Raw genomic sequence first — 22,977 nt, 5'->3', positions numbered from 1 at the left:
TGGCGATCACGCCCCTCATGTCATACGACAACGCTTCAAACCAAACACACTCAAATTCAAGACACTTTGGTTGCCAACTCACATGCGTGTTTTAAAGAAACATCTCTCAAAACCCTCAAGCCCATTTTGCGAAAGCACCTACAAGAATATAAAATCTATAGAGCACCATCTCTACACTTCATAAAAGTGCAAGCTGGCACCATCCATCATACACTTTACCTCCAATGATGCCCTTGAAACGGCATAAGAGGCATTTTTATTCATTTTTTGTAAAATTTCACTCCACGCGAGCTCATCTAGCTTGTAACGTACGAGCGACATGATTTTGGTTGATTTACTATAAGCAGACTTGAAATGAGAGAATCCTACGGTATTCGAGGTTTTTCATTCAACATGCAAAACATTGAACACGGTCTATAAATCCCATGTTTTATAAATCCCCCCATGTTTTATAAATCCCATGTTTTATAAACCAAAGTGATGCGCCATAACAGGATCAAGGGAAATATTTATGAAGTGGTGCGGGTGGTCGGACTCGAACCGACACTCCTCTCGGAACCAGATTTTGAGTCTGGCGCGTCTACCAGTTCCACCACACCCGCACACTTTTATAAAAGACAGGACTATAAAAGATAGACTTGTCGATTATTCCTTTGCACTATATGAAGAAGCACAGATTCGTCAACAGAAGACTTCTCATTTTTTAAGAATTCATATCATTTTCTTATCTATTTTATGGAATATTTTCTTTATTGGATTTCTCTACCGGATTTATAGCAATCTCATTTGTAAAGTCTTTACCTCTTAAACTTATAAAAAGCCTCATGATATTAAACAAATTAAAGCTTTGGACGATTTCTTTAGCAAATCGGCGTACAGCACCACACTGGCTTGGTTTCATTGCCTTTATTGAAAGTTCTGTTTTTCCAATTCCCATAGATGTTTTATATATTCCGATGCTTCTTATCCATCAAAAGCGGGTTTATCGCTATGCTTTGATTGCGACAATCTGTTCTGTATTAGGAGGCATTGCCGGTTGGTTTATCGGACATTTTGCCTATGATACCCTTGCCAAACCCATTTTAGAAATTTATGGTAAGGTTGAAAGTTTTGAATCTCTGAAAAATAGTGCAACCCTGCAATTTCTAATCATTTTACTGATAACATCAGGTTTTTTTCATCTTCCCCCCATCAAGATTGTCACAATTTTGGCCGGTGTAATGAGTGTACGTCTTGAACTTTTCATGCTTATTTGTATTTTTTCTAGAGGCGCTCGTTTTTATCTTCTCGCGTGGCTGATTAAACATTTTGGACAAAAAGCAATGAATTTTTTAGTACAGCATTTCAAATGGATTGTTCTCATTGGTTGTGTTAGCCTCCTTTTAATTTATGGGATTTTCATAGCTTTTTTAAACAGGAAGCTTTTATAAGGAACAGACTTAATGGCATGCGTTTTGTCTTCTCACCCACTTTTACACAAGCACCTTCATCTTGAACCCAGCAGAAAAGAACAAAGTTTGTGGGCTTTTTTTCTTGCTTTTTGCTTGTCTGCCACAATAGGTATTGCCCTTGGTTTTGAACATTTCGGAGGGTATCTTCCTTGCGATTTATGTCTCATAGAGCGTTTCCCCTATTATGGTGCCATACCATTTTTGCTTTTAGCAGGTTTTGGGGCATATTTTTTTCGCATAACTGCTTGGGTACAACTTTTATTTTTGTGTGTTTTTGTCTTAATGTGCATCAGCCTTGTTTTAGCCATTTATCATGCGGGTGTTGAATATGGCTTTTGGGCTGCTCCCCTCAGTTGTGGTTTAAGCGCAGTCAGAAAAACCTCAGACATTAACCAGCTGCTCAGCCAATTAAACAACATTCATCCCCCTTCTTGTTCTGAAGCATCCGCACGCTTTCTTTTTCTTTCATTTGCCGGTTGGAATGTCGTCTCAAGCCTATTTTTCAGCCTTATAAGCCTCTATATTACTTCAAAAGGCATTCTTTCAAGCAATAAAAAACTCTAACCATAAAATAGAAACGAAACCGCGTTCACTCGTTCTCTCCAATCGCTTCCCCCCTAACCAACAACTCTCCAGTCACCAATCCCCACCCAAAACCACCCCACCGCCAAACCAACCCACCAACACCAACGAGTCACCAACATCCCTCCTCTAGCGTTGTACTCATAAAGACAAAAATAAGCAGATACATCCATTTTATGGTTTCACCTCTCTGTACTTATAAGCAACATTTTGATAAAAACTCGTGATAGAAAAGCCGTAAAATAATAAGTGAGGGGACCAATAAATATAAATGGTCTGCTATGGCTGAAGATAAGAATACAGAGCCTTCTACCCTATCACCTATTTCCTTAGATATAACCAAACTTGAAGAACCATGTGTTATGATGGAACATGATCATAATGCATGGCGTGAGCATATAAAAGAAAGAGATTTAAATGCGCCTTACGAAAAACCACCTCATATAAAACCACGAATCAAATCGGCACCACGCATCAGGCAAGTTTTTTGGTGCGATTTTCCTCATGATTCGATACTCCCTGAATTTTGGAAAAAGCGGCCTGTTTTAGTGCTTTCTAAGAATGCAAAATTATATGGAAATGTGACAGTTTTACCTTTTTCAACGAAATCACAACCCAATAATCCCGCTGCGTATCCAATACAATCTCCCATAGAGAATAAAAAAGCGTGGATTATCTGCAATTATGTCACAACAGTTTCTGTAAGTCGTTTAAGTTGCTCACGTACCGTTCCAAGGTTATCCTGCGAAGATTTTCATAAAGTTGTAGCTCTAATGCTCAAATATTTACCGCATTTACAGTATTGACTTTTGAGAAAAATAAGTGTACCTATATCAGCATACACGGCATCAGTAATGGTGGCCGCTTCCCCGCAAGGGGAGATAGGAACGAAGGAGTGGGAAACCGCTCCTTTCGTCATTTTTAGTATTTTTTTGAAAACTGCCATTTTTTGCAACCTTCCCTAGAACATATCCAACATTCATTCTCCACCGTTGTTGTTTTGCTCCACCGTTGTTGTTTTGAAATATCTGCGATTTGGGGTAAGCAGAAGACAATATCCACACCTTGGATCCGGTAAAGTTTCCCATGGAGATTACCGAGATATTGTACATACTTATCATTTCATTGCACAAAAAATCGTGCTGCCGTTGCTTAAACTTTATATGATTTTCCGCAATGGGAATATCTTTCCAAGATTGAAAAAAAGCTTCGCTTTATATGACCACACCTCAAACGATCGTATTTGACGAGATAACAAAGAAAATTCTCTAATAAACCAGAAATCAACACACGACCGATTTCTATCTCTTCACCAAAAACAATTGTTTATTGCCCTAACCACATTATTTCACCGGTCACATGACCTAACATAGTTTTTGCAGATAGATTTTCTTCCCTGTTCTCCTAGAAACGATCTATGCTATTTTGGGATTTACTGCTGAATTGCTTATGCTTGCACTTTGAATGCCTTTTTTCTCACCATATAAAAGGTAGATAAAAAAATAATTTCGTTTATCAGCTTTATTTTAAAGACACACCTATTTTTACAGGATACGTTTTCCTTTCTATCAGCCCTATCGCGTTCAATACACTTGTCGTTTCTAAACATGAACCACCAAGCATCACAATGGAGCAATAGACATCCATCACTTTCATGGGCACTTGCATTGACAAGAGATAAACAAGAGTATTGATCATCACACACGGAGCAAAAATCTATAGCGACTACGCCATAGACTTTCGCCACGCACGGGTTATTCTTAAAGCATATTTATGATGAGATAATCATTTATGACATCCTTTTTGTTACACCACAAAACGGGTTTTGCTAACGAGTTTTGCTATTGTGCAAATTTTTCAAGAGAAATCCTCACTCGCTCATAGATGACAAGATTTCTTTATGGAGAAAGCGTATGGCGCTCAGCTTTGACCTTTTCCATAACAAGGATAAGTTCAAACTTTAACCAACACGACAATACACCTACTCTAAACGATTTACGCACCACCTCATCGGCAACAGGCTGCTTCAATATTGGTGCATTTATCGGTGCATTGACTTGAGGATTTTTTGCACTTCCACGCACCGTAAAAAAAGAAAATATTTTTATCATTTTCAACTCCATTTTAATTGATTTGGATTTTAAAAATGACCAAAAAAATCAAACAAAAATAGAGAGGTAAGTTACGAAAACTACAGGGTAAATTTTACTGCCCCAAAATGTCTATTTTCCCCCGCCTGAACAGTCAGAGGAACACTATAAAAATTATTTTCATTGAAAAACAATTACTTATAATCTAGGGAAGAAAAGTAAAAATCTCCCCCAGAAAAAGAGATTACCTTCAAAATTATCAAAAAAAGCAGCACAATTTTAGTGATCTTTTTATTTTTTTTTGATAAAATTAATTGGCAGGTGTCTTAGGCGCCCCTCCGATAGGTTTCCAATTCGCAACAGCCGCTAATTCCTCAATAAGCTTCTCTCTTGGTAAATTATTATCATCCACCAACTTGTACTGAACGGCATTTTCACTAAGCCACTTTATAAGCGTTCTTTTAACAGTTTTACCACCCTCAGCCTCACTCACCGCTTCCCATGCCGCAACAATAGCTGCAAGCTTTGGAGCATAACGTGGATGCGTTGGATCTTGAAACTTATATTTTTGATCCTTAGTCTCAGCAGAATTATCCTCAGGGAAAAAAAATGGAGGGTACAGACCACGCGATGAAAGCCATTCTTTTAAATCTTCAACGAGAACATATGAGGAATCTGCATCTATATAACCAAAAGGAGCATACGACAATTTCATCTTTAATTGCCCTTCTTTTCCCGCTTGAACGATGGCATTATAAGCTCCTCGGAAATGAGCAGTTTTATCAAACGGTATTTGCCGCCCTCCTTCGTAAATACCACTTTTTTCTGGTTTTATTTCATTGTCAAACAGACATTTTCCTGGATTCAAGCCCGCTATCAATAACGCTGCCTGCAATAACGTTAGTTTTTCAGAAAGCCGCCAAAATTTCAAACTTTCATCAATTTCCATATATGCTCCCTTTTTTTCTGCACAATTTCGCTCTTTTTTAAAAACATCAAAAACGTTTGTTAACGCGTAGAGATTATGCACTTTTCACATTTCAACTCATCCCATACTTTAAATAAAAACACAGCACCCACACCCTTCCTTGTGATCCACAAGAAAATGATTTGAATTGCTTCAATATAAGAAGTTTTGAAATGAGAGAATCCTACTGAATTTTGGGCTTTCATACAAGATATCAGGCAAGTTACAAGGCGATAAATGCCCCTTCATAAAGTGTAAATTTTTATGCGTGATCAAACAATTTGATATGATAATATCTCTGTCATTTATACACTCCCACCCTTAAACCTGCCCCTGTAATTACAGCACAAAAGATAATTCGTTACACGCTAACAAATCCACCTAAATGCAAAAGCTGTAACAACGCTAAAATGCGCGTAAATATCATAAGAATACTGTCTTACACCTCCACAAGCAGAATGAGTGGCGTAAAACTGTACAATAAAATGCCATGCCTATAATGAACCGTGCTAAAGACTGTCGCAACACTGGGAGCTAAGGTGTATGATGATGCCAGCTTGCTCTTTTATGAAGCGTAAAGATTAAGAAGACTCAATGGAGTTTATATTATTTCATGGAAATTTTGCGGCTCTACCCTTCTATACTCTTCACGGGGGCCCCTCGCGAAATGGGCTTTTATCCCTTGAATAAAGATCTCCTTTAAAAGAATCATTTCAAATTCTAAGAGCTGTTACAGTCTTTTGAACGCATCAAATGAATGATGATGCTAGCTTATTCCTTTCCTATATTCTCGAGCATCAATACATTAGAATGCTCCATTCAAACGCCCCTGTAGCAAAATAAAGCACATTGTCTCTTAAATTTTTTCACGTAATTATTTCTTTCATGCACCCCTGTCGTCTCCATTTGATAAATCTCCTTGTACTTTCTCAACATCCCAGCACCTTTTTTCTCAGTGCAACCTTTTTGTAATTTGTCAGTTTTTAACTTTTAGATTGACTTTCGGTTTATTTTTCTTATGTTTTAGAATTATTCTAAAGTGCAGAGGAACAGAAAATGTTGAGATCGTTTTTTTCATTTGTACAACGTAAAGCTCTGTCCTTTCGTTCAGCACAAAACGTGATACTTAAAGCGCTCAAATTAAAAGAGCAACATGCGGCGCTCTATTTAAAATATGCAAAAGCTCTAGAACCTTATTCCTCTAAGGAAGCCGCGGTTTTTACCGCTATGGGGCTTCAAGAGCTTAAAAATTATAAGCAACTTTTGTGCCTTTCTTGTCATAATCGTGCAAACACTATCGGTTCATTATGTGACAAAACTTCTCTTGTGAAAGGAAAGAGCCGCCATCCCTCCCAAAAAACAACAGCGGCAAATCACACCATAAAAAAACCTTCAAAAATGCAAAGACAAACACTTTTGACTTGGATTCAACCAGGTCTTGCAGGATTAATGGATGGCTCTGTCTCTACCCTTGCCCCCATTTTTGCCGCAGCTTTTGCCACGGGAGACACGCATCAAACTTTTTTGATAGGGCTCTCAGCTTCAATTGGTGCGGGACTTTCAATGGGTTTTACAGAAGCAGCCCATGATGACGGCAAATTATCAGGGCGTGGTTCGCCATTAAAAAGAGGTCTTGCCAGCGGCATCATGACAACATTAGGAGGACTAGGTCATACTCTTCCCTATTTGATCAACTCTTTTTATGTAGCGACAATTATTGCTTTTATCATTGTTTTTTTCGAACTAGGCGCCATCGTCTGGATTCAGAACAAATTCATGTCCACTCCCTTTTGGCGCGCCTCTTTACAGGTCATCATTGGTGGTGCTCTGGTTTTTGCCACGGGTATTCTTATCGGTAGTATCTAAAAAATCTTATCTGTAACCATAATTTAGATCTCAAATAAGTGCATGCCCCTAGGCATAAGCCATCCTTGATGATGCCATTATTGAAAAATGCCATTGATAATGTTAGGTGGTGTTGTGGAATATTTTAAGTCAGTAAGAGATGATAAGCAAGCTCTGGGGACAACCTATATCCACACACCTTTATCGACTTGGTTTTATAGATATCTTTTGTTAAAGTATCATTTTCTTCTAGACCTCATATTTTGGAAATGCCTTGATCATGTCGCACACTGAAACCAACGCCTCTCTAAACAACCATCCTGTCTCTTCTCAATCTTCACGTGCCCAGACTTTATTTGTTCAGCGTCTTGCACACGGACAAGGTTTAGAACTTCCTTGCTACGCGACAGCAGGTTCTGCGGGTCTTGATCTACGGGCAGCAATTGGAGAAGAAGAAACGCTTGTTCTTGCCCCTGGGCAGCGGGCACTTATTCCAACAGGTCTCATTTTTCATTTATCTCTTGGGTTTGAAGCACAAATACGTCCACGCTCTGGCTTAGCCTTAAAACATGGCATCACATGCCTCAACACTCCAGGAACGATTGATAGTGACTACCGTGGTGAAGTCAAAGTCCTTCTTATCAATTTAGGACAAGAAGACTTTTCAATCCAACGGGGCATGCGCATTGCCCAAACAGTCATCGCCCCCGTATCTCAAGTTAATGTTTGCGCCATTGAACCAGAGCAAAATACCCAAAGCCATAACGAGAGCCGTGGAACAGGAGGTTTTGGTTCAACGGGACACACTTAAGAAGCTCTGAAAAATCGCTCCTCTCAAAATAACACATACTTATTCCAACCACTCTTTCACTTAAAACCCCTTGGGCTTTTAAAGTGCAGAAGGAGTGCGCATTTGCTTTCAAAGTTTTTTCACTAAACGCACCTCTAAACAATCATCTCTCAATTACGTCTCGTGCGCTATACAAAACTTCATTAACACCAGATACCCCTCCCCCATAACAAAAACATTGGCATTAACCATTGAGCGTTCACACACTGCTTGTAATGTCGACAATCTATACATCATATTGATTTATAATAATAATGAATTGTCTTTCAACTTAAATGAGAGATCTCAATACTGTAAGATTGTTTCATGGCAAGCCTATTTATATTAAATCAATCAAAAGCATGTTTCTCACATTCCAAACGTGGTTAGCATACAGATAAAAACTGAAAAAATGCCTACAATGAATACGTATATTAACACTGTCTTGGGAAAAAAATATAAATACGATAATGGTGCTCGCTTACTCTTTTATTAAGCATAAAGAGAGTGAGGTTCGATAGATTTTTTGATTATTTTACGGGGGCTTTACGGTTATACCATTTATGAACACCGCCGCAAAAAGGGCTTTAAGATGTATTAAGACACACAACAATCGCCTCTGCTGTTTTCTTGATCGCACCTCTTGCGGCAAGATGAGTAGTGCTTAATCCTAAAAAACCGATTCAATATATGAATCCCCTGCATAATATCAAACCCATGCGTATTTGGTTTAATAAATCCACGGAACCCTCATCAATTTCACTCTACGACTTTGAGTAATATGCTTTGCTTCCTGCAACAAAGGCTGTTTTTTATCACTGATCAGAGACATCGGCTGGAATATTAGCGTTTCCCGTAGTGCTCGTTGTTACGGCATCCACATGCCCCACAACGTTACCGCCCGCTCCATCGACAGCAGCGTTCGCTACCCCTGTTGTTTTATTATTGATCTCACCTCTTGAGACAAGATTGGTAGAGTTTTGCAATCCTACAAGACCGATTTTATGATATCCAGCCATGCGTATTTGATTTAATAAATCGATGACAGCACCATAATCAATTTCGCTATCCGCTTTGATTAAAATTTTTGTCTCTAAATTTTGCGTCGTTTCCCTCAACAAAGCTTCTCTCAAAGCTGCTTGTTCTACAAGATGATCACCAATGTAAAGAGAACGATCTTTTTGCAACGTAACATAAAGAGGTTCATCAGACTGAACCACTGAAGGTGCTTGAGTTATAGAAGGAAGCTGAACGGAAATGGCAGATGTTGCCAAAGGCGCTGCAACCATAAAAACAATAAGCAACACCAATACAACATCAATAAAAGGGGTCACATTGATTTCGCTTTGCAACCCACTCTCGTCTATATCCCAATCATTATTAAGGCTTGCTTTCATTTTTTATGACTTTTCTGTTGTCTTTGTCTATCAAGTTCACGGCTCAAGAGCCTTTCAAGAGCAGCAGCGATATCACCTAAATCACTACGATAACCACTCAAAGCACGCATAAGGCTATTATACATAACAACGGCGGGAATAGCCACAAAAAGCCCAACAGCCGTTGCGAATAAGGCTTCAGCAATTCCAGGCGCCACCACATCAAGTCGCGTTGTTTGAGACTGAGCAATCCCAATAAAAGAATTCATAATTCCCCAAACAGTTGCAAAAAGACCAACAAAAGGAGCAATTGCGCCAATAGTTGCAAGAACAGCGCTTCCACATGCAACACGGCGTGTAGCAGCCAGCAAGCAGCGTGACAAAAGTGAATGAACCCTTTCTTTTAAACCTTCATGAACATCACGAGCCTTAGCATCGCGAACATCGCGGGAAACATCTTCATATTGATTGCTCTCCTCATAAAAGAGAATATCTTCAATCGTTTGTGCCCTTTCCTCTGTACTGGTTTTTTCACCAGAGCTTTCGTTTATCCCTTCAGGAGCAGAAAAATGAACCTGTTGTGCAGAAAGATACACCTCTTTAAGGACTTCTTTGAGAAAAAACACACCAGCCCCTTTGCTTTCTTTCAAGCTCGCTGCCAAACGCGTAAGAGTTTGAGCATTTAGAACCAATTGAAGTTCATGACGTACTCTTCGTTTTACCAAAGTGATCTCAACAATTTTCACAAAAGCAATTGTCCAAGACATAAGAGAAGCAAGTAACAAAATAATGATAACGGCTTTCACCACCCAATCAGCAGCCATAAACATAGAAAGAGGAGAAAAATCATGCACTGTCAATACAGCAGACATATTATCTAAAGGGACTGTTTTATCTAAAGGGACTGTTTCAGATTCCATTTTTATCTCACATTCTTGTGCTCTTATCTTTATTTATGAGCTGGATCGTCACCCCGCATAGCATCACTGTTCCAAAATGCCACTACCCTTTTAACGTCACTTGTGTATTCCTCTTAAGAAAGAAAACTTGATAAATCAAGTATAGTTTTATTCCACAAGCTCTCTCTTAATTTTAAAGAAATTACTCAAGAAATTTTTCTCTAACAATTCAACAAGTTTATCTTACCCAATCAATTTATTGCATAAATTAGGCAAAATGATAAACTTACAAGAAGTATCGCATATAATATTTTAATTTATAAGAATAATTTATCATCGTTCCTGTTAAATAAATCTCTCATATCGCAAAGTTTCTCTCATTTCAGCGGCTCTTTTAAAGCCAACAAAATATTTTCTTACATGAAACAAGCAGCAAAAATATCATAAAACTCTTGAAGAAAAGGATACGCACATCTCTAAAAACCCGTGCACTGAAGTCCCTATCCTAAAATAAAAATATACCTTACGTTTAAAAAAAGAACTATCGCAATATCTTAAACTGACCAAAAGTATCATGGGGAGCGCGTGTTGCCCCCAAATACATAGAGAGCAAAGAGCCGCAATATTATTTTCTTTTTCTTCTGCAAAAGCATAAAAATGACATTATTTCTGCCGCAAAATCGCAACAACGATGTTTTTTACCTGTCACAAGCCTAAAAAATAAACCTCAACAGGCTTTTTAAAAAACTTTTATAAAAAACTGCGCCACGAGAAACTGAAGAATGGTGCTAAATTGCTGCAAAAGCATAAGACAATTCTCAACAGATGCGACCCTTTACAGACAAAGCATATCGTATAGGAAAGATTTATTTTATCAAAAACAGTTTTAAATTCGACAAAATGAAAGGAACCAAAAAAAGCTTTTGGCGTTACTCAAGCAGTGAAAATTTTCACTCCAATGCAAATGATCACTATGAACACACCAATACAAATATAATGAATCAAGAGGGAAAAATACCATGGCCCATAATAAAACAACACAGCACGATAAATCAGCCGTAGAAAAAGACCAACAAAAAGACCTACAAGGACAATTAGAAACGTTACGCACTGAAATTTCAGGGATTACCTCAACCCTAACAGATCTTGGTGCAAACAAATTCAACGCCGCCAAAGACAAAGCGGAAAAACTATATCACTCAGCGAAAGAAAGTGGTGAAGACATGATGTCTCAAGCAAAAGACAAAATCAGTGATCTTGAACAAACCATGAATCAATGCGTTCGCAAAAATCCTGGCAAAAGCGTTTTGTTTGCCGCAGGGGTTGGTTTTATTCTTTCTCAATTACTGCGTCGTTAAGCAATGCATAAGTTTATCGCGCCTCTTTTAAACCATCTTGTCGGTGGAGGGCTTAAAAGCACAGTCAAGCAAGTACGCCTTCAAGCAATTTTCTATGGGTTTATTGGCATTTCATTCTTCATGTCTTTGCTTTTTTTATGTACCATCGGTTTTATTGCGTTATGTTCTGTTATGAAGCCTCTTGCTGCCGCCAGTATCATGTTTTTAATTTGTCTTTCTCTTGCGGGATTAGGTCTTATTATCAGTCGCGTTCTCAAAACTTATCAACGCTATGACCAACAAAAAAAGACAGAAGAACAACGCCACAAACTCATGACAGATGCGACCGTTTCCAGCCTTGCAGCTCTCAGTCAACATCTCCCTTTTGCCAAATTGGGTGTTCCCATTCTCGGACTTGCAACTTATTTTTTGTGGAAAAAAGATAAAAAAGACCGCTTTTCAAAGTAAAATATGTAAAACTGTCACTCTAAATTCCCCCTCAGTGTGCTTTCTTTTATAGCAAAAGAAAGCACATTTTTTTCCTCATAGTCTCTTTAGCTTCTTCAAAAGCCTGAAAAAAAATCCCCTTCATTTTGCTAAAAATTCCATAGAACCGCTACACTCTCTTTCAGATTGCAACCCATATTTCATGAACATAACAACATAAGGCAAAACTTACATTAAAAATTCTGGTTTGATTTGAAGCAATTGGTTGTTTTTTGAAGGCAAGGTGTTTTCAGTTTTACCTTTTCTCTATTTTTTCATAAACCTTTTTTCATGACCATAGGTCACATCAGTAGTTTGCATGTGTTCAGATTTTTCTGAACACTCATGTTTGTTACAATGACTATTTTGTTTAGGGGAAGGAAACGCGCTCTCCCATAGCGCTGTAGTGAGCAACCTATATGCGTAAGCGAGCTTTAAACACAACAATTTTCCATAACGAGCGTTGTCCACCAAGGACTGTGTGGATTATAATTAACTTTTTTCTGATAAGATTTGCAGTAGAATATTGTCTTGATTTTTAAATAGCGCTTGAGAGAACGCTTTATCAATAATGGTCAATATTAATTATGGTCAATGGGATTATAGCTTCCATGATCTCTTCGCCAATCTTCTGGTTGTTGAAATTGGCTCGACCATAAACCATTTTGTGCTTTTTGAGCAGCAGATTGTAGGGTTTTATAGTCTGCTGGGGATGGAAAATGATGCTGATCTTTTGTCAACACCATCAACCCTTCAGCAAGCCCCAACCGCGCCAGATCAACCCCATCTACAAAACATTGTGCATAATGAACCTGTTGAACGACACGTGCTTGCCGACAAGTAACCTTTTTATCAATTGTTTTTGAAACAAGCCAAGCCGTAACAAAAGCACCGCAAGGCCACTTAACTCCGTTGCGTGAGGCAAATTGCCTCATTTCACAGCTTTCCACACCATATAAGCGGATATCACGGATGATCTTTTTTCTCCACCCATCATCTACAAGCGTAATCATTTTAAAGGTCACACCACTTGTAACCTGTATAGCACCGGAATAGACCGGCACATTTTCTTCATAAAATTGTGATGCGAGTGGTTCTGGATGCAATACCACATTTTGTTGGTTTACGTCTTGTTGGTTTGCATAATCTATCAATTGTGACTTCGGATTTTGAACGGGGTTTCCAATTGTCTTTTCTGATCCTTTTAAAAAAGAAGTTTGAGTAAGTTGTTCATTATGTTGACTTAAATAAAAGTATCCTAAAATAATAATACAAATTAAGATAATATATTTAGGCGCTGATCGAAGATATTTTAAAAGTATCATTTTGAATATTACTATATTTTTGTTCATTAAATAATAAAAGATTAAATATTATTAATTTATCGATAGAAAAATTTATTTTTTTCATTTATATGATTCCCGATTAATATTTTGAATATTAATTTTATGATCAACTTAAACATAAAGCGGGGGAATTTTCATGAAAAACATGAATAATTCGTTCATTAATGAACATACCTTACAAAAAACTATTCTATCCAACACACAAAAGAAATGGTTAACAGCAGCATTGATGCTGTTTATTGCCTTCATCGCACTGAGTGAACCAGCATTTGCCGCAGGTGACTTTGGAAAAATTGAAGGCGCTCTTGATAAATTAGTCAAAGCTTTAACAGGAAACATTGCAAAATCGATTGCGACGATTGCGGTTGCTGGTATTGGGCTTGCATGGATTGCTGGTTATGTTGAAATGCGTAAAGCTTTCTTTGTTTGTGTTGGCATCGGCATTGTTTTTGGTGCACCACAAATCGCATCAATGTTTATGTCTTAATTCGCTTAACTTTAGCCTTTCAAAGCCATGAAAGAGCACGACAAGCTAACAGAAGATACGTTATTTCTTGCTTGCACGCGCCCTGCAATGATCGCAGGCGTGACGGTGGAAGCTATGGGATTAAATGCGATAGGAACGATGATGTTGTTTATTATGACAGGCAATATTTTTCTTCTAACCTTTGGTGTGATGCTGCATTTCATATTCAAGGAAATCCTAAAGCATGACCATAACAAATTTCGTATTCTTCTGACATGGCAAAAGACATCTATTTTTGCCAGAAATTCGAGTCTATGGGGTGGGGGAAGTATTTCTCCATTACGATTAATTCGTAATTATGAGGAATTATAATGAATAGAACAGAGCGCAAACGTGAAAAGCAGCCAGAGGCGATCATTCCTTATGTGCGCCATGTCAATAAACACATCATTGCGCTGGATTCACGCGCTCTCATGAGCGTTATTAAACTTGAAGGCATTAACTTTGAGACAGCGGATATTATTGATCTGAATGTGCTTCACGAACAGCTCAATAATCTGTTTAAAAACATAGCGGATGAACGGATAGCGCTTTATAGCCATATTATCAGAAAGCGTGAAACTGTTTATCCGGATGGGACTTTCAGATCGGCATTTGCCAAGCAATTAGATGATAAATATCGCGACCGGATGATTTCACAGGAGCTTTATCGCAATGAGCTTTATCTTTCGATTTTGTGGAATCCACACGTTGATCAAACGGATAAATTAGTGGAGTTTTTCAAACGTTTAGGCAAAGCCAAGCAAGAAAAGACAGAAGTTGATGCAGAGTCCATTCGCAAGCTTGAAGATATTACAACAGATCTTATTCAAAATTTAGAGCGCTATGGTGCAAGAAGATTGAGTCTTTATGAACATGAAGGCAATATTTATTCGCAGCAAAGTGAGTTTATCCACCAATTGGTGGGAGGTCGTCGTGAACGTATCCCTCTCACATGGGGGACGATAGCTTCAACTGTTTATTCAGACCGTCTCATTTTTGGGAAAGAGATCATAGAAATACGCACCGAGGCGGCACAGCGGTTTGCGGGCATGTTTGGTTGGAAAGAATATCCAGCAAAAACCAGGGTAGGCATGGCGGATGGTTTGCTCACCCTTCCCTTTGAGTTTATTTTCACCCAATCTTTTATTTTCAAGAGCAAAAATGCTGCCAAGCAGATTATGGGGCGCAAACAAAACCAAATGGTCAATGCAGGAGACCGTGCGGGCTCACAAATTATGGAACTTGATGATGCGCTTGATGATCTTGAATCCAATCGTTTTGTTTTAGGGGAGCATCATTTATCATTGGCAGTTTTTGCTGATACGCCGCAAGAGTTAGCGGATAATCTTGCCAAAGCGCGTTCTCGTCTTACAGATGGTGGGGCTGTCATTGCGCGGGAAGACTTAGGGTTAGCGGCGGCTTGGTGGGCACAATTGCCTGGCAATTATGCTTATCGCACCCGCTCTGGTGCAATAACAAGCCGCAATTATGCAGCGCTTTCTCCTTTTCATTCTTTTCCGGTTGGGAAAATAGATGGCAATGTGTGGGGACCAGCGGTAGCCTTGATGAAAACCTCTGCTGGTTCACCATTTTATTTTAACTTTCACTTTGGTGATTTAGGCAATACGTTTGTTTGTGGTCCCTCTGGTTCTGGGAAAACGGTTATTGTCAATTTTCTTTTAGCGCAACTTCAAAAGCATGATCCCAATATGGTCTTTTTTGACAAAGATCGGGGCGCAGAACTTTTTGTCAGAGCGGGTGGCGGCACTTATATGCCCTTGAAGAATGGTAGACCGACAGGCATAGCACCGCTAAAAGGCTTAGACTATAACAATCCAGCAGATAGAGTTTTTTTACGCCAATGGATTATAAAGCTTGTTTCGTCTGAAGATCAAAAGATCAGTGAATCAGAAAGACAAGATATTTCTGCTGCTGTTGACCAACTTGCCTTGTTGCCAAAAGAACAACGGACGATCTCCGCCTTACAAATGTTTTTTGACACCACGCACAGGGAGGGGATAGCGGGTCGTTTAGAAAGATGGTGTAAAGGCAATGCCTTAGGGTGGGTTTTTGACAATCCTGATGACGACATTGGCATTGATGCAAAATTTATTGGTTATGACATGACGGATTTTTTAGACAATAATGAAATTCGTCCCCCCTTAATGATGTATCTTTTTCATAGAATTTTGTCTCTGATTGATGGGCGTCGTATTATCATTGTCATTGATGAGTTCTGGAAAGCCTTAGAGGATGATTCCTTTAAAGCCTTTGCGCAAGACAGGCTGAAAACTATCCGTAAACAAAATGGTTTGATGTTGTTTGCAACGCAATCTCCCAAAGATGCGATCAATTCGACCATTGCCCACACCATTATAGAGCAATGCCCCACACAGATTTATTTTCCCAATCAAAAGGGCAATCATGGGGATTATGTAGAAGGTTTTAAATTATCGGACAGAGAATTTAACCTGATACAATCAGAATTAAGCCGTGAGTCACGGCGTTTTCTCATCAAACAAGGACAAAGTTCAGTTGTAGCAGAGCTGAATTTACGCGGCTTTGATGATGAAATAGCCATTTTAAGTGGCACCACCAAGAATATTGAACTCCTAGAGACCATTATGGATGAAGTTGGACAATCTCCAGAAAAATGGCTTCCTATTTTTCAAGAAAGGTCAAAGCAATGAAAAAACTTTTATTGGCAACAACCGTCTATGCAGCTTCATTTGGCTTTCAAACAAATGCATTCGCTATCATGGTATATGATCCCGCGGCTGTAGGACAAATAATGAAACAAGTCCAGCAAGGCACACAACAACTTAACAAATTGCAAGAACAAATTCAACAAGGTGCACAACAGCTTGACCAATTAAAGAGCCAACTCGATCAAGCGAAACAGTTATATAACTCCTTAAATGTCAAGCCTGACATTTCGGGATTGAAAGAGATGTTTAACAAGCAAGGGAGCAGTGGCGCCCTTCCTTCAGATTTTAACCACTTTCAACAATCGATGGGCAGCGGCGGTGGTGGCGGTGGCGGCAGCAAAAACACGCAAAAATGGCAAGAAGAACTCTTATACAAAGAGCCCGCGGGGGGTGCAGGATCAAAAGAAGCAGTAGATGCTTTTTACGCACAAGAAGTGAAAAAAGCCGAACAGGACACGGTAGGACAGGCAGCCAAAGGCCAAGACGTCTACGAAGAAGCCAGTGAAACACAAAAAAACATTACCAAGCTCCTTGACGAACTTGGAAGTACTAAAGATGCGGGTAAAATTCAAGGCATTCAAGCACAATTATCAGCGGTACAAGCAGACCTCCAAGCAAAAATACTCCAAATGCAAGCCGCCATGATGATTCAACAAGCAGAAGAAAAAGCTGCAAAACAACGTGAAATGGAAGAATTTAAAGCGCGATACAAAGCTTTAGCCAAAACACTGCGTGGTCAATAAACGGGAGAAAAGAGGGGCTTGAATATGAACAAGATCATCATAACAACATTGCTACTTTGCACAGGGCTCATCACCACTGGATGTGAAAAAACCCACAGCGTAGAAGAACTTAAAAAAAATAAAAAACTGATGGAAGAAGTATTACTGAAATGTTTGACGTCAGGGGATTTGAATTCGAAAAATTGTAAAAATGCAGAGCAAGCTGAACTTGAAACCCGTAAAAAATGGGGAGGCTTTGGCTCAACAAATGACGATAAACAAGAATCTGAAAAGAAACAGGACAATAAATAATGAATAAAGTTCTCGTAACAACATTGCTACTTTGCACAGGGCTGATCACGGCTGGTTGCGAAAAAACCTACAGCGTAGCAGAATTTAAAAAAGATAAAAAATTGATGGAAGAATGGGGTGCAAGATGTGGATGGTCAGGAACTTCAAAAAATTGTGAAAACCTAAGAGTAGCAGCTTTAGAACTTGAAAAGGAACGTCGGAAAAAAGCTGAAGAAGAAAACCGTAAACTAGATGAAAAATTTAAAGCTGAACAAAAAGCTTGGATTGAAAAAATGAGAGCTGAGAATGAAAAATTCCGAGCCGAACAAGAAGCAAAGCGACGCGCTGAAGAACAACAAGAAGCAAAAGAGCGCGCTGAAGAAGAACAAAAAGCAAAAGAACAAGCCGAACGAGAAGCAGAAGAGCGCGCTAAAGCTAAACAACAGGACAATAAATAATGAATAAAGTTCTCATAACAACATTGCTACTTTGCACTGGAATTATCGCTGCTGGATGTGAAAAAACCTATAGCGTCGCAGAATTTAAAAAAGATGAAAAATTACGCCTAGAATGGGATGCTAAATGTGGATTCGCAGGAACTTCAAAAAATTGTGAAAACTTAAGATTAGCATTTTTAGAACTTGAAAAAGAATATGAAGCAAAAGCAGAAGAAAGAGAGCGTCAAGCGGAAGAGAACAATCGCAAAAGAGATGAAGAATTTATGGCTAAACAAAAAGCTTGGATTGAAAAAATGGAAGCTAATACTAAAAAAAAATTAGCAGAACAAAGAGCAAAAGAACGCGCTGAAGAAGAACAAGAAGCAAAAGAGCGCACGGCAGAAGAACAACAAAATAACCATTAAAACATAATGAAGAGCGGAGCATCTCAATGGCAGTAGTAACCAAAGGTGTATTTACTTGGATAGATAATACTGTAATGCATTCCCTTACAAAAATAATGGATAGCACCATTACACATCGCTATTGCGCTTTAGCTGCTCCACTTAAAGAGCTTTGTACACTCTATAATATATTTATGGCAACATTATGTCTCTGCCCTAGATTTATCATCACTGGTTATAAAAACCGATAACACAAGCATAATTTAAAGATTGTGCTCAAACCTTGTAAAACTGAAAGGAAAAAGGGGAAATACTATGAATAAAGTTCTCATAACAACATTGCTACTTTGCACAGGGCTCATCACCGCTGGATGTGAAAAAACTTATAGCGTCGCAGAATTTAAAAAAGATAAAAATTTACGCTTAGAATGGGATGCTAAATGTGGATTCGCAGGAACTTCAAAAAATTGTGAAAACATGCGGTTAGCATTTTTAGAACTTCAGAAAGAACGTCAGGCACAAGATGAAGAAAGCGATCGTAAAGCAATAGAGCGCTTCAACAAAAAGATGGAGGAACTTGTGGCCAAAGAAAAAGCTGAAACTAAAAAATTACAAGCCGAACAAGAAGCGAAAGAACGAGCCGAAAGAGAAGCAGAAGAGCGCGCTAAAGCTAAACAACAACAGGATAATAATTAAATCAGAAGTAATCATATTTACAAAAATTTGATGGAATGGATATGCAATGGCATTTGAAAATGTAACTGTATTTACTCAGATGGATAATGTTGTAATAGCGTCTCTTGAAAAGATAATGACCAAAACTATTAATAATCTTTCATCGGGTTTAAGTGCCCCGCTTAAAGCATCTTGTACAATTTACATTATATTTATGGGGTACAATATCATCTCAGGGCGTTTTTCCGTGCCCTTATGGGAATTTATAGCGACAGCTTTCAAACTTGGCATCATTGTTGCACTTGCCACAAACACTGCTCTTTATAATGCGTGGGTCAGGGATATATTTTTCAATGATCTGCCGAATGCCATTGCAAATGTCACACAAGGTGCAGTACACTCGGATCAAAATATATGGGACAATATGCTAAGACAAGCTGGTGCACACGTTTTTGACGCATCAGATCAATACACAGGATGGACTAACACGGGTAAGTTTCTTGCGACATGGCTTGCTGGTTTTGGCTGTTTAGTGGATGCTATTGTAATGTCTGCAATTGGTTTTATCGTCTCAATGTTTGCTAAACTTGGTTTATTTCTTGTCCTATCGATAGGACCACTTTTTATAAGCCTTGGTCTGTTTTCCCCAACTAGGCGCTTTACAGAAGCATGGTTAGGACAAGTTGCAAACTTCATTATTTTGCAGGTATTAGTCGTGTTGCTTGGCGGTATGTATGTCAATCTTGCAATGCAAATCTTCTCAGTAAATCTTAAAGATATAATGCTTTCCTTAATTAATTTCTCAGCTATTAGCTTTTGTGGTTGTTACCTTTTCACCAAACTCCCTGATGTCGCATCAGCTTTAGCCTCTGGGGCTGTTTCTTTCACAAGTGCAATAACGGGAACGCAACGTGCTGGGAAAGAAGCTTTTCGCGCTGCTAAAGCAACAGCCAACACGATAGCAAAGGGCGTTAAAAAATTAGCATCACTATTAGCAAAGGCCTAAGTTCAAATGCGGAAATTTAAAAAAATTGGGATTATCTTACCATTTCTCTTTCTCAGTGGCTGTATGTCCTCATCACACACACTGAAGTCACTCCCAAAATGTGATGGATATTCTAAACGTCCACTCAACAGATCAATGTGGAATTGGGAAGGGAAAAAACCCACGCCCACACCCATTATCATCAGTAACAACACCCCTTCAACCCTAAAAGAAGGTAAGCTGGAAATGCTTCTGGCACAAAAATTAACGGATGAAGAAATCAAATCTTACAAAAATTGCGGGCAAAAAGCATGAAAGAAAAAGACATAGAACAATACATTGCTGAAGCGCGCTCGTTCGATCAAGATCGCATGCTCGCCTCACGCCGCACCACCCGCGTCTCGCTTGCCATTGCCGGCATCGCGGTTGCGGTTGCAATACTGTCTTCTCTCGCGGTCATCACCCTCACACCCCTTAAAACCGTGGAACCTTTTGTGATCCGCGTCGACAATTCAACCGGCATCACCGAAGTTGTGGAAGCCTTAAAAGAAGGTCCCACCAATGTCGACGAAGCAATCACACGCTACTTTGCTGCAAAATATGTCCGCTCCCGTGAAGGCTTCACCACAGAAGAAACACAACACAACTTCCAAACCGTCTCTCTCCTCTCTTCTTCTGAAGAACAGGAAAGATTTGCCAGCTGGTATGGAGCAAGAAATCCCCAAAGTCCTCAAATTCTCTATAAACACGCCGCCGTTACAATAACAATAAAATCAATCTCCTTTATCAATGACGATGTTGCCCAAGTGCGTTACTACAGAACCATTCATGACAATGAAACCAACAAAGAATTCATCACCCACTGGGTTGCAACACTTACCTTTGAATATATCAATGCCCCTATCTCTGTCCAAAACCGTTTGATAAATCCTCTAGGGTTTATTGTTAGTGAATATAGAACCGATCCGGAAGTGGTCAACTGATCATGACAAAAAAAATTCTTTTTCTCATTCTTAACATCGCTATTACCCTTTCTTTAACGCCTAGCCATGCCAGTATTTTTCCCACCCGTGCGCCAAGCGATAGCCGCATTCGCTTTATCAACTATGATGCCTATAATGTCACAAAAATTATTGGCTCCATACGCTCATCGGTACAAATAGAATTTTCTCCCAATGAAGAAATTGCCCATGTGGCAATTGGCAACAGCGTTGCATGGGAAGTCGCCCCCGCTGGCAATATTCTTTTCCTCAAAGCGCGGGAAGTCCAACCCATTACCAATCTCCAAGTCGTCACCACAAAGCTTGATGGCTCAAAGCGCTCCTATCAATTTGAACTCATGGTCAAAGATGGGGAAATTTCATCTGGACAAGAAACATATTTCCTTGTGAAATTTCGCTACCCACAAGAAGAAGCAGAACAAAGAAGACTCGCAGCCCTTATGCGACAAGAAAAACAACAAGCCCAGCGTATCGATAATGTCTTCAACGCTTCTGAAACCTACGGACCACGCAATTGGGCTTACACCGCTCAAGGCTCGAGCGTGCTCGAACCCTCCTCCGTTTATGACAATGGCAAAACCACAACATTTACATTTCCAGACAACCAAGAAATCCCTGCCATTTACATTGTCAGCAATGACGGTACAGAATCGCTGGTTCCCAAAACCACAAGAGGCAACATGGTGATTGTCCATGCCATTAGCGCACGCTTCACCCTAAGACAGGGAAAAAACGTCCTATGCGTCTTTAACGAAGCCTATCAACCAAAAGGCACAAATCCAAATACCGGAACAACCTCACCATCTGTTGAACGTAAAATTGCATCAGATCTTTAAATAAGCGGGAATTGAAGGGGACAACACATGAGTGATAAATCAATCATCGAAGATCGCGGATCTATTGGGGATGGCAAAAACAATAGCGCCAAAAGCGCTGGCAAAAAAATAGTTGTCGCAATAGCTTGTATAGGAATCTGCGGCTATGTGCTCTGGAACATCTTATCCTCCCCCACAGAACAAAAAGACACCGCAAAAGCTCATAAAAAACAAGAAAAAAGCTTTCACAATTCCCTCGCCCCTTTAGAGCTCGCGCCCTCTGACCCGCGTGCAAACATAGCGCCAATAACCTTACCACCCCCACAACCACTCGCACAAGAACCCAAAAAAGATGACCCACTACTTGATGCCGCAAGACGTGCCCCTGTTCTTGCTTTTGCCAAAGGCTCTAAATCGCAATTAAAAGACATCGTCAACACTGCTCTAAACCCCCTTGAAAAATTCCATGCCCTTGAAAATCTCGCGAATGCGCAAAATTCTCCTGCCCTTCAAGACACACAAAATTTTGCAACCCTATTAAAGCCTACCAAAACAGAAGAAGCAAAAGCAAAACTCATCGGCAATAGAAACTTTATCATCGCCATGGGAACCTCTATTCCCTGTATCTTAGAAACCGCATTAAACAGTGAGCAACCAGGCTTTGCAAGCTGCATCATCAACCGTGATATCCTCTCTGACAATGGGCGCGTTGTTTTGCTTGATAAAGGAACCCAAGTGATTGGCGAATACCGCGGAGGGATAAAACAAGGTCAATCTCGCCTCTTTGTACTCTGGACAAGAGCAAAAACCCCAACCGGTGTCATCATCGACCTTGCCTCACCCGCAACCGACAGTTTAGGCAGAGCCGGTTTTGATGGCAACATCAACACCCATTGGTGGGAACGCTTTGGCTCTTCCCTTTTACTCACCGTTATTGATGGTGCCACAACAGTTTTAACAAATAAAATAGTAGGCAATTCCAATAAAGAAGGTTCAAACAACTCTGGAGGCGGCGGTTTTGAAGGCGCAAACAACACTGGAAAAGAGGCCGCCAGTATTGCTCTTGAAAATCAAATCAACATTCCTCCTACCCTAGAAAAATTTCAAGGCGAACTCGTCAACATTTTCGTAGCAAAAGATCTCGATTTTTCCTCTGTCTATAAACTAGTCGTAAAGAGCAAAAGAAACCGCTCTACTCCCAGCTATTCCTTTTTTCATTAAGC

28 protein-coding genes and 1 tRNA gene are annotated in these 22,977 nt (G+C 39.5%); 21 read left to right on the top strand and 8 right to left on the bottom strand.

What is annotated here, in order from left to right; genetic code table 11:
• Window positions 1-517 precede the first annotated feature (517 nt).
• Window positions 518-602 (bottom strand) — tRNA-Leu (locus ACFILL_RS03880).
• Window positions 603-824: 222 nt separating this feature from the next.
• Between ACFILL_RS03880 and ACFILL_RS03875 the strand changes: the two genes are divergently transcribed.
• Both ACFILL_RS03875 and ACFILL_RS03870 read left to right on the top strand, forming a co-directional pair.
• The gene (locus ACFILL_RS03875; protein ID WP_273790911.1) at window positions 825-1,430 is read left to right on the top strand and encodes a YqaA family protein; all 606 of its coding nucleotides are present in this window, start codon (window positions 825-827) and stop codon (window positions 1,428-1,430) included.
• A 12-nt stretch (window positions 1,431-1,442) separates the two neighbouring features.
• Window positions 1,443-2,015, top strand: a complete 573-nt coding sequence (locus ACFILL_RS03870; protein ID WP_273790912.1) for a disulfide bond formation protein B — start codon at window positions 1,443-1,445, stop codon at window positions 2,013-2,015.
• A 53-nt stretch (window positions 2,016-2,068) separates the two neighbouring features.
• On the opposite strand, the gene ACFILL_RS03865 is transcribed toward ACFILL_RS03870, so the two are convergent.
• On the bottom strand, window positions 2,069-2,206 hold the full coding sequence (locus ACFILL_RS03865; protein ID WP_375643294.1) for a hypothetical protein: 138 nt from the start codon (window positions 2,204-2,206) through the stop codon (window positions 2,069-2,071).
• A 108-nt stretch (window positions 2,207-2,314) separates the two neighbouring features.
• On the opposite strand from ACFILL_RS03865, the gene ACFILL_RS03860 reads away from it, so the two are divergent.
• A complete protein-coding gene (locus tag ACFILL_RS03860; protein WP_273790913.1) occupies window positions 2,315-2,839 on the top strand; it encodes a type II toxin-antitoxin system PemK/MazF family toxin in 525 nt (174 codons plus the stop codon).
• A 42-nt stretch (window positions 2,840-2,881) separates the two neighbouring features.
• On the opposite strand, the gene ACFILL_RS03855 is transcribed toward ACFILL_RS03860, so the two are convergent.
• The 3 genes from ACFILL_RS03855 to ACFILL_RS03845 form a co-directional block, all read right to left on the bottom strand.
• Window positions 2,882-3,088, bottom strand: a complete 207-nt coding sequence (locus ACFILL_RS03855) for a hypothetical protein (RefSeq protein WP_375630961.1) — start codon at window positions 3,086-3,088, stop codon at window positions 2,882-2,884.
• 843 nt (window positions 3,089-3,931) lie between these two features.
• Window positions 3,932-4,144: a hypothetical protein gene (locus ACFILL_RS03850; RefSeq protein ID WP_375643293.1), complete on the bottom strand. Its 213-nt coding sequence runs from the start codon at window positions 4,142-4,144 to the stop codon at window positions 3,932-3,934.
• A gap of 289 nt (window positions 4,145-4,433) precedes the next feature.
• Window positions 4,434-5,072 carry a hypothetical protein gene (locus ACFILL_RS03845; RefSeq protein ID WP_375643292.1) on the bottom strand — a complete coding sequence of 213 codons (639 nt, stop codon included), beginning with the start codon at window positions 5,070-5,072 and terminating at the stop codon, window positions 4,434-4,436.
• A 1,074-nt stretch (window positions 5,073-6,146) separates the two neighbouring features.
• Here ACFILL_RS03845 and ACFILL_RS03840 point away from each other — a divergent pair.
• The gene (locus tag ACFILL_RS03840) at window positions 6,147-6,956 is read left to right on the top strand and encodes a VIT1/CCC1 transporter family protein (RefSeq protein WP_375643290.1); all 810 of its coding nucleotides are present in this window, start codon (window positions 6,147-6,149) and stop codon (window positions 6,954-6,956) included.
• A gap of 259 nt (window positions 6,957-7,215) precedes the next feature.
• The gene (gene dut / locus ACFILL_RS03835) at window positions 7,216-7,746 is read left to right on the top strand and encodes a dUTP diphosphatase (protein ID WP_375643289.1); all 531 of its coding nucleotides are present in this window, start codon (window positions 7,216-7,218) and stop codon (window positions 7,744-7,746) included.
• 833 nt (window positions 7,747-8,579) lie between these two features.
• On the opposite strand, the gene ACFILL_RS03830 is transcribed toward dut, so the two are convergent.
• Entirely contained in the window at window positions 8,580-9,161 is a 582-nt protein-coding gene (locus ACFILL_RS03830; RefSeq protein WP_375643288.1) for a biopolymer transporter ExbD, read from the bottom strand.
• Entirely contained in the window at window positions 9,158-10,060 is a 903-nt protein-coding gene (locus ACFILL_RS03825; protein ID WP_375630956.1) for a MotA/TolQ/ExbB proton channel family protein, read from the bottom strand. Before ACFILL_RS03825 ends, ACFILL_RS03830 begins: the two co-directional genes overlap by 4 nt.
• A 998-nt stretch (window positions 10,061-11,058) precedes the next feature.
• Here ACFILL_RS03825 and ACFILL_RS03820 point away from each other — a divergent pair.
• Both ACFILL_RS03820 and ACFILL_RS03815 read left to right on the top strand, forming a co-directional pair.
• Entirely contained in the window at window positions 11,059-11,397 is a 339-nt protein-coding gene (locus ACFILL_RS03820) for a YqjD family protein (protein WP_375613241.1), read from the top strand.
• A 3-nt stretch (window positions 11,398-11,400) separates the two neighbouring features.
• Window positions 11,401-11,844, top strand: coding sequence for a hypothetical protein (locus ACFILL_RS03815; RefSeq protein ID WP_375630955.1), 444 nt, complete (start codon window positions 11,401-11,403; stop codon window positions 11,842-11,844).
• A 599-nt stretch (window positions 11,845-12,443) separates the two neighbouring features.
• On the opposite strand, the gene ACFILL_RS03810 is transcribed toward ACFILL_RS03815, so the two are convergent.
• Entirely contained in the window at window positions 12,444-13,187 is a 744-nt protein-coding gene (locus ACFILL_RS03810; RefSeq protein WP_375643286.1) for a nuclease, read from the bottom strand.
• Window positions 13,188-13,344: 157 nt separating this feature from the next.
• Here ACFILL_RS03810 and ACFILL_RS03805 point away from each other — a divergent pair, with 157 nt between their 5' ends.
• The 14 genes from ACFILL_RS03805 to virB10 all read left to right on the top strand — a co-directional run bounded on the left by ACFILL_RS03805 (window position 13,345) and on the right by virB10 (window position 22,975).
• Entirely contained in the window at window positions 13,345-13,695 is a 351-nt protein-coding gene (locus ACFILL_RS03805; RefSeq protein ID WP_375630953.1) for a TrbC/VirB2 family protein, read from the top strand.
• A gap of 27 nt (window positions 13,696-13,722) precedes the next feature.
• Window positions 13,723-14,046 (top strand): type IV secretion system protein VirB3, encoded by a 324-nt coding sequence (locus ACFILL_RS03800; RefSeq protein ID WP_375643285.1) that lies wholly within the window; start codon window positions 13,723-13,725, stop codon window positions 14,044-14,046.
• Window positions 14,046-16,406 (top strand): VirB4 family type IV secretion/conjugal transfer ATPase, encoded by a 2,361-nt coding sequence (locus ACFILL_RS03795; protein ID WP_375643284.1) that lies wholly within the window; start codon window positions 14,046-14,048, stop codon window positions 16,404-16,406. The genes ACFILL_RS03800 and ACFILL_RS03795 overlap by 1 nt, the downstream gene beginning before the upstream one ends.
• Entirely contained in the window at window positions 16,403-17,167 is a 765-nt protein-coding gene (locus ACFILL_RS03790; protein ID WP_375643283.1) for a type IV secretion system protein, read from the top strand. The genes ACFILL_RS03795 and ACFILL_RS03790 overlap by 4 nt, the downstream gene beginning before the upstream one ends.
• A gap of 24 nt (window positions 17,168-17,191) precedes the next feature.
• Entirely contained in the window at window positions 17,192-17,458 is a 267-nt protein-coding gene (locus ACFILL_RS03785; protein ID WP_375630950.1) for an EexN family lipoprotein, read from the top strand.
• Window positions 17,458-17,895 (top strand): EexN family lipoprotein, encoded by a 438-nt coding sequence (locus ACFILL_RS03780; protein WP_375643282.1) that lies wholly within the window; start codon window positions 17,458-17,460, stop codon window positions 17,893-17,895. Before ACFILL_RS03785 ends, ACFILL_RS03780 begins: the two co-directional genes overlap by 1 nt.
• Window positions 17,895-18,299 (top strand): EexN family lipoprotein, encoded by a 405-nt coding sequence (locus ACFILL_RS03775; protein WP_375643281.1) that lies wholly within the window; start codon window positions 17,895-17,897, stop codon window positions 18,297-18,299. Before ACFILL_RS03780 ends, ACFILL_RS03775 begins: the two co-directional genes overlap by 1 nt.
• 26 nt (window positions 18,300-18,325) lie before the next feature.
• Complete coding sequence (locus ACFILL_RS03770; protein WP_375643279.1) at window positions 18,326-18,529, top strand: hypothetical protein; 204 nt, start codon at window positions 18,326-18,328, stop codon at window positions 18,527-18,529.
• 64 nt (window positions 18,530-18,593) lie between these two features.
• A complete protein-coding gene (locus ACFILL_RS03765) occupies window positions 18,594-18,974 on the top strand; it encodes an EexN family lipoprotein (RefSeq protein ID WP_375643278.1) in 381 nt (126 codons plus the stop codon).
• Window positions 18,975-19,020: 46 nt separating this feature from the next.
• On the top strand, window positions 19,021-19,959 hold the full coding sequence (locus ACFILL_RS03760) for a type IV secretion system protein (RefSeq protein WP_375643277.1): 939 nt from the start codon (window positions 19,021-19,023) through the stop codon (window positions 19,957-19,959).
• Window positions 19,960-19,965: 6 nt separating this feature from the next.
• The gene (locus ACFILL_RS03755; RefSeq protein WP_375643275.1) at window positions 19,966-20,253 is read left to right on the top strand and encodes a type IV secretion protein VblB7; all 288 of its coding nucleotides are present in this window, start codon (window positions 19,966-19,968) and stop codon (window positions 20,251-20,253) included.
• A complete protein-coding gene (locus tag ACFILL_RS03750; protein ID WP_375630945.1) occupies window positions 20,250-20,921 on the top strand; it encodes a virB8 family protein in 672 nt (223 codons plus the stop codon). Before ACFILL_RS03755 ends, ACFILL_RS03750 begins: the two co-directional genes overlap by 4 nt.
• Before the next feature lie 2 nt (window positions 20,922-20,923).
• Window positions 20,924-21,775, top strand: a complete 852-nt coding sequence (virB9, locus tag ACFILL_RS03745; protein WP_375612502.1) for a P-type conjugative transfer protein VirB9 — start codon at window positions 20,924-20,926, stop codon at window positions 21,773-21,775.
• Between the two features lie 27 nt (window positions 21,776-21,802).
• Window positions 21,803-22,975 carry a type IV secretion system protein VirB10 gene (virB10, locus tag ACFILL_RS03740; RefSeq protein WP_375643274.1) on the top strand — a complete coding sequence of 391 codons (1,173 nt, stop codon included), beginning with the start codon at window positions 21,803-21,805 and terminating at the stop codon, window positions 22,973-22,975.
• Window positions 22,976-22,977: the final 2 nt, after the last annotated feature.

The sequence above is a fragment of the Bartonella sp. AP20NXHL genome, assembly GCF_042196165.1.
In the GTDB taxonomy this organism is placed as follows: domain Bacteria; phylum Pseudomonadota; class Alphaproteobacteria; order Rhizobiales; family Rhizobiaceae; genus Bartonella.
The sequence above is the reverse complement of the archived record's forward strand: the minus strand, read 5'-3'. Positions and strand labels throughout refer to the sequence as shown.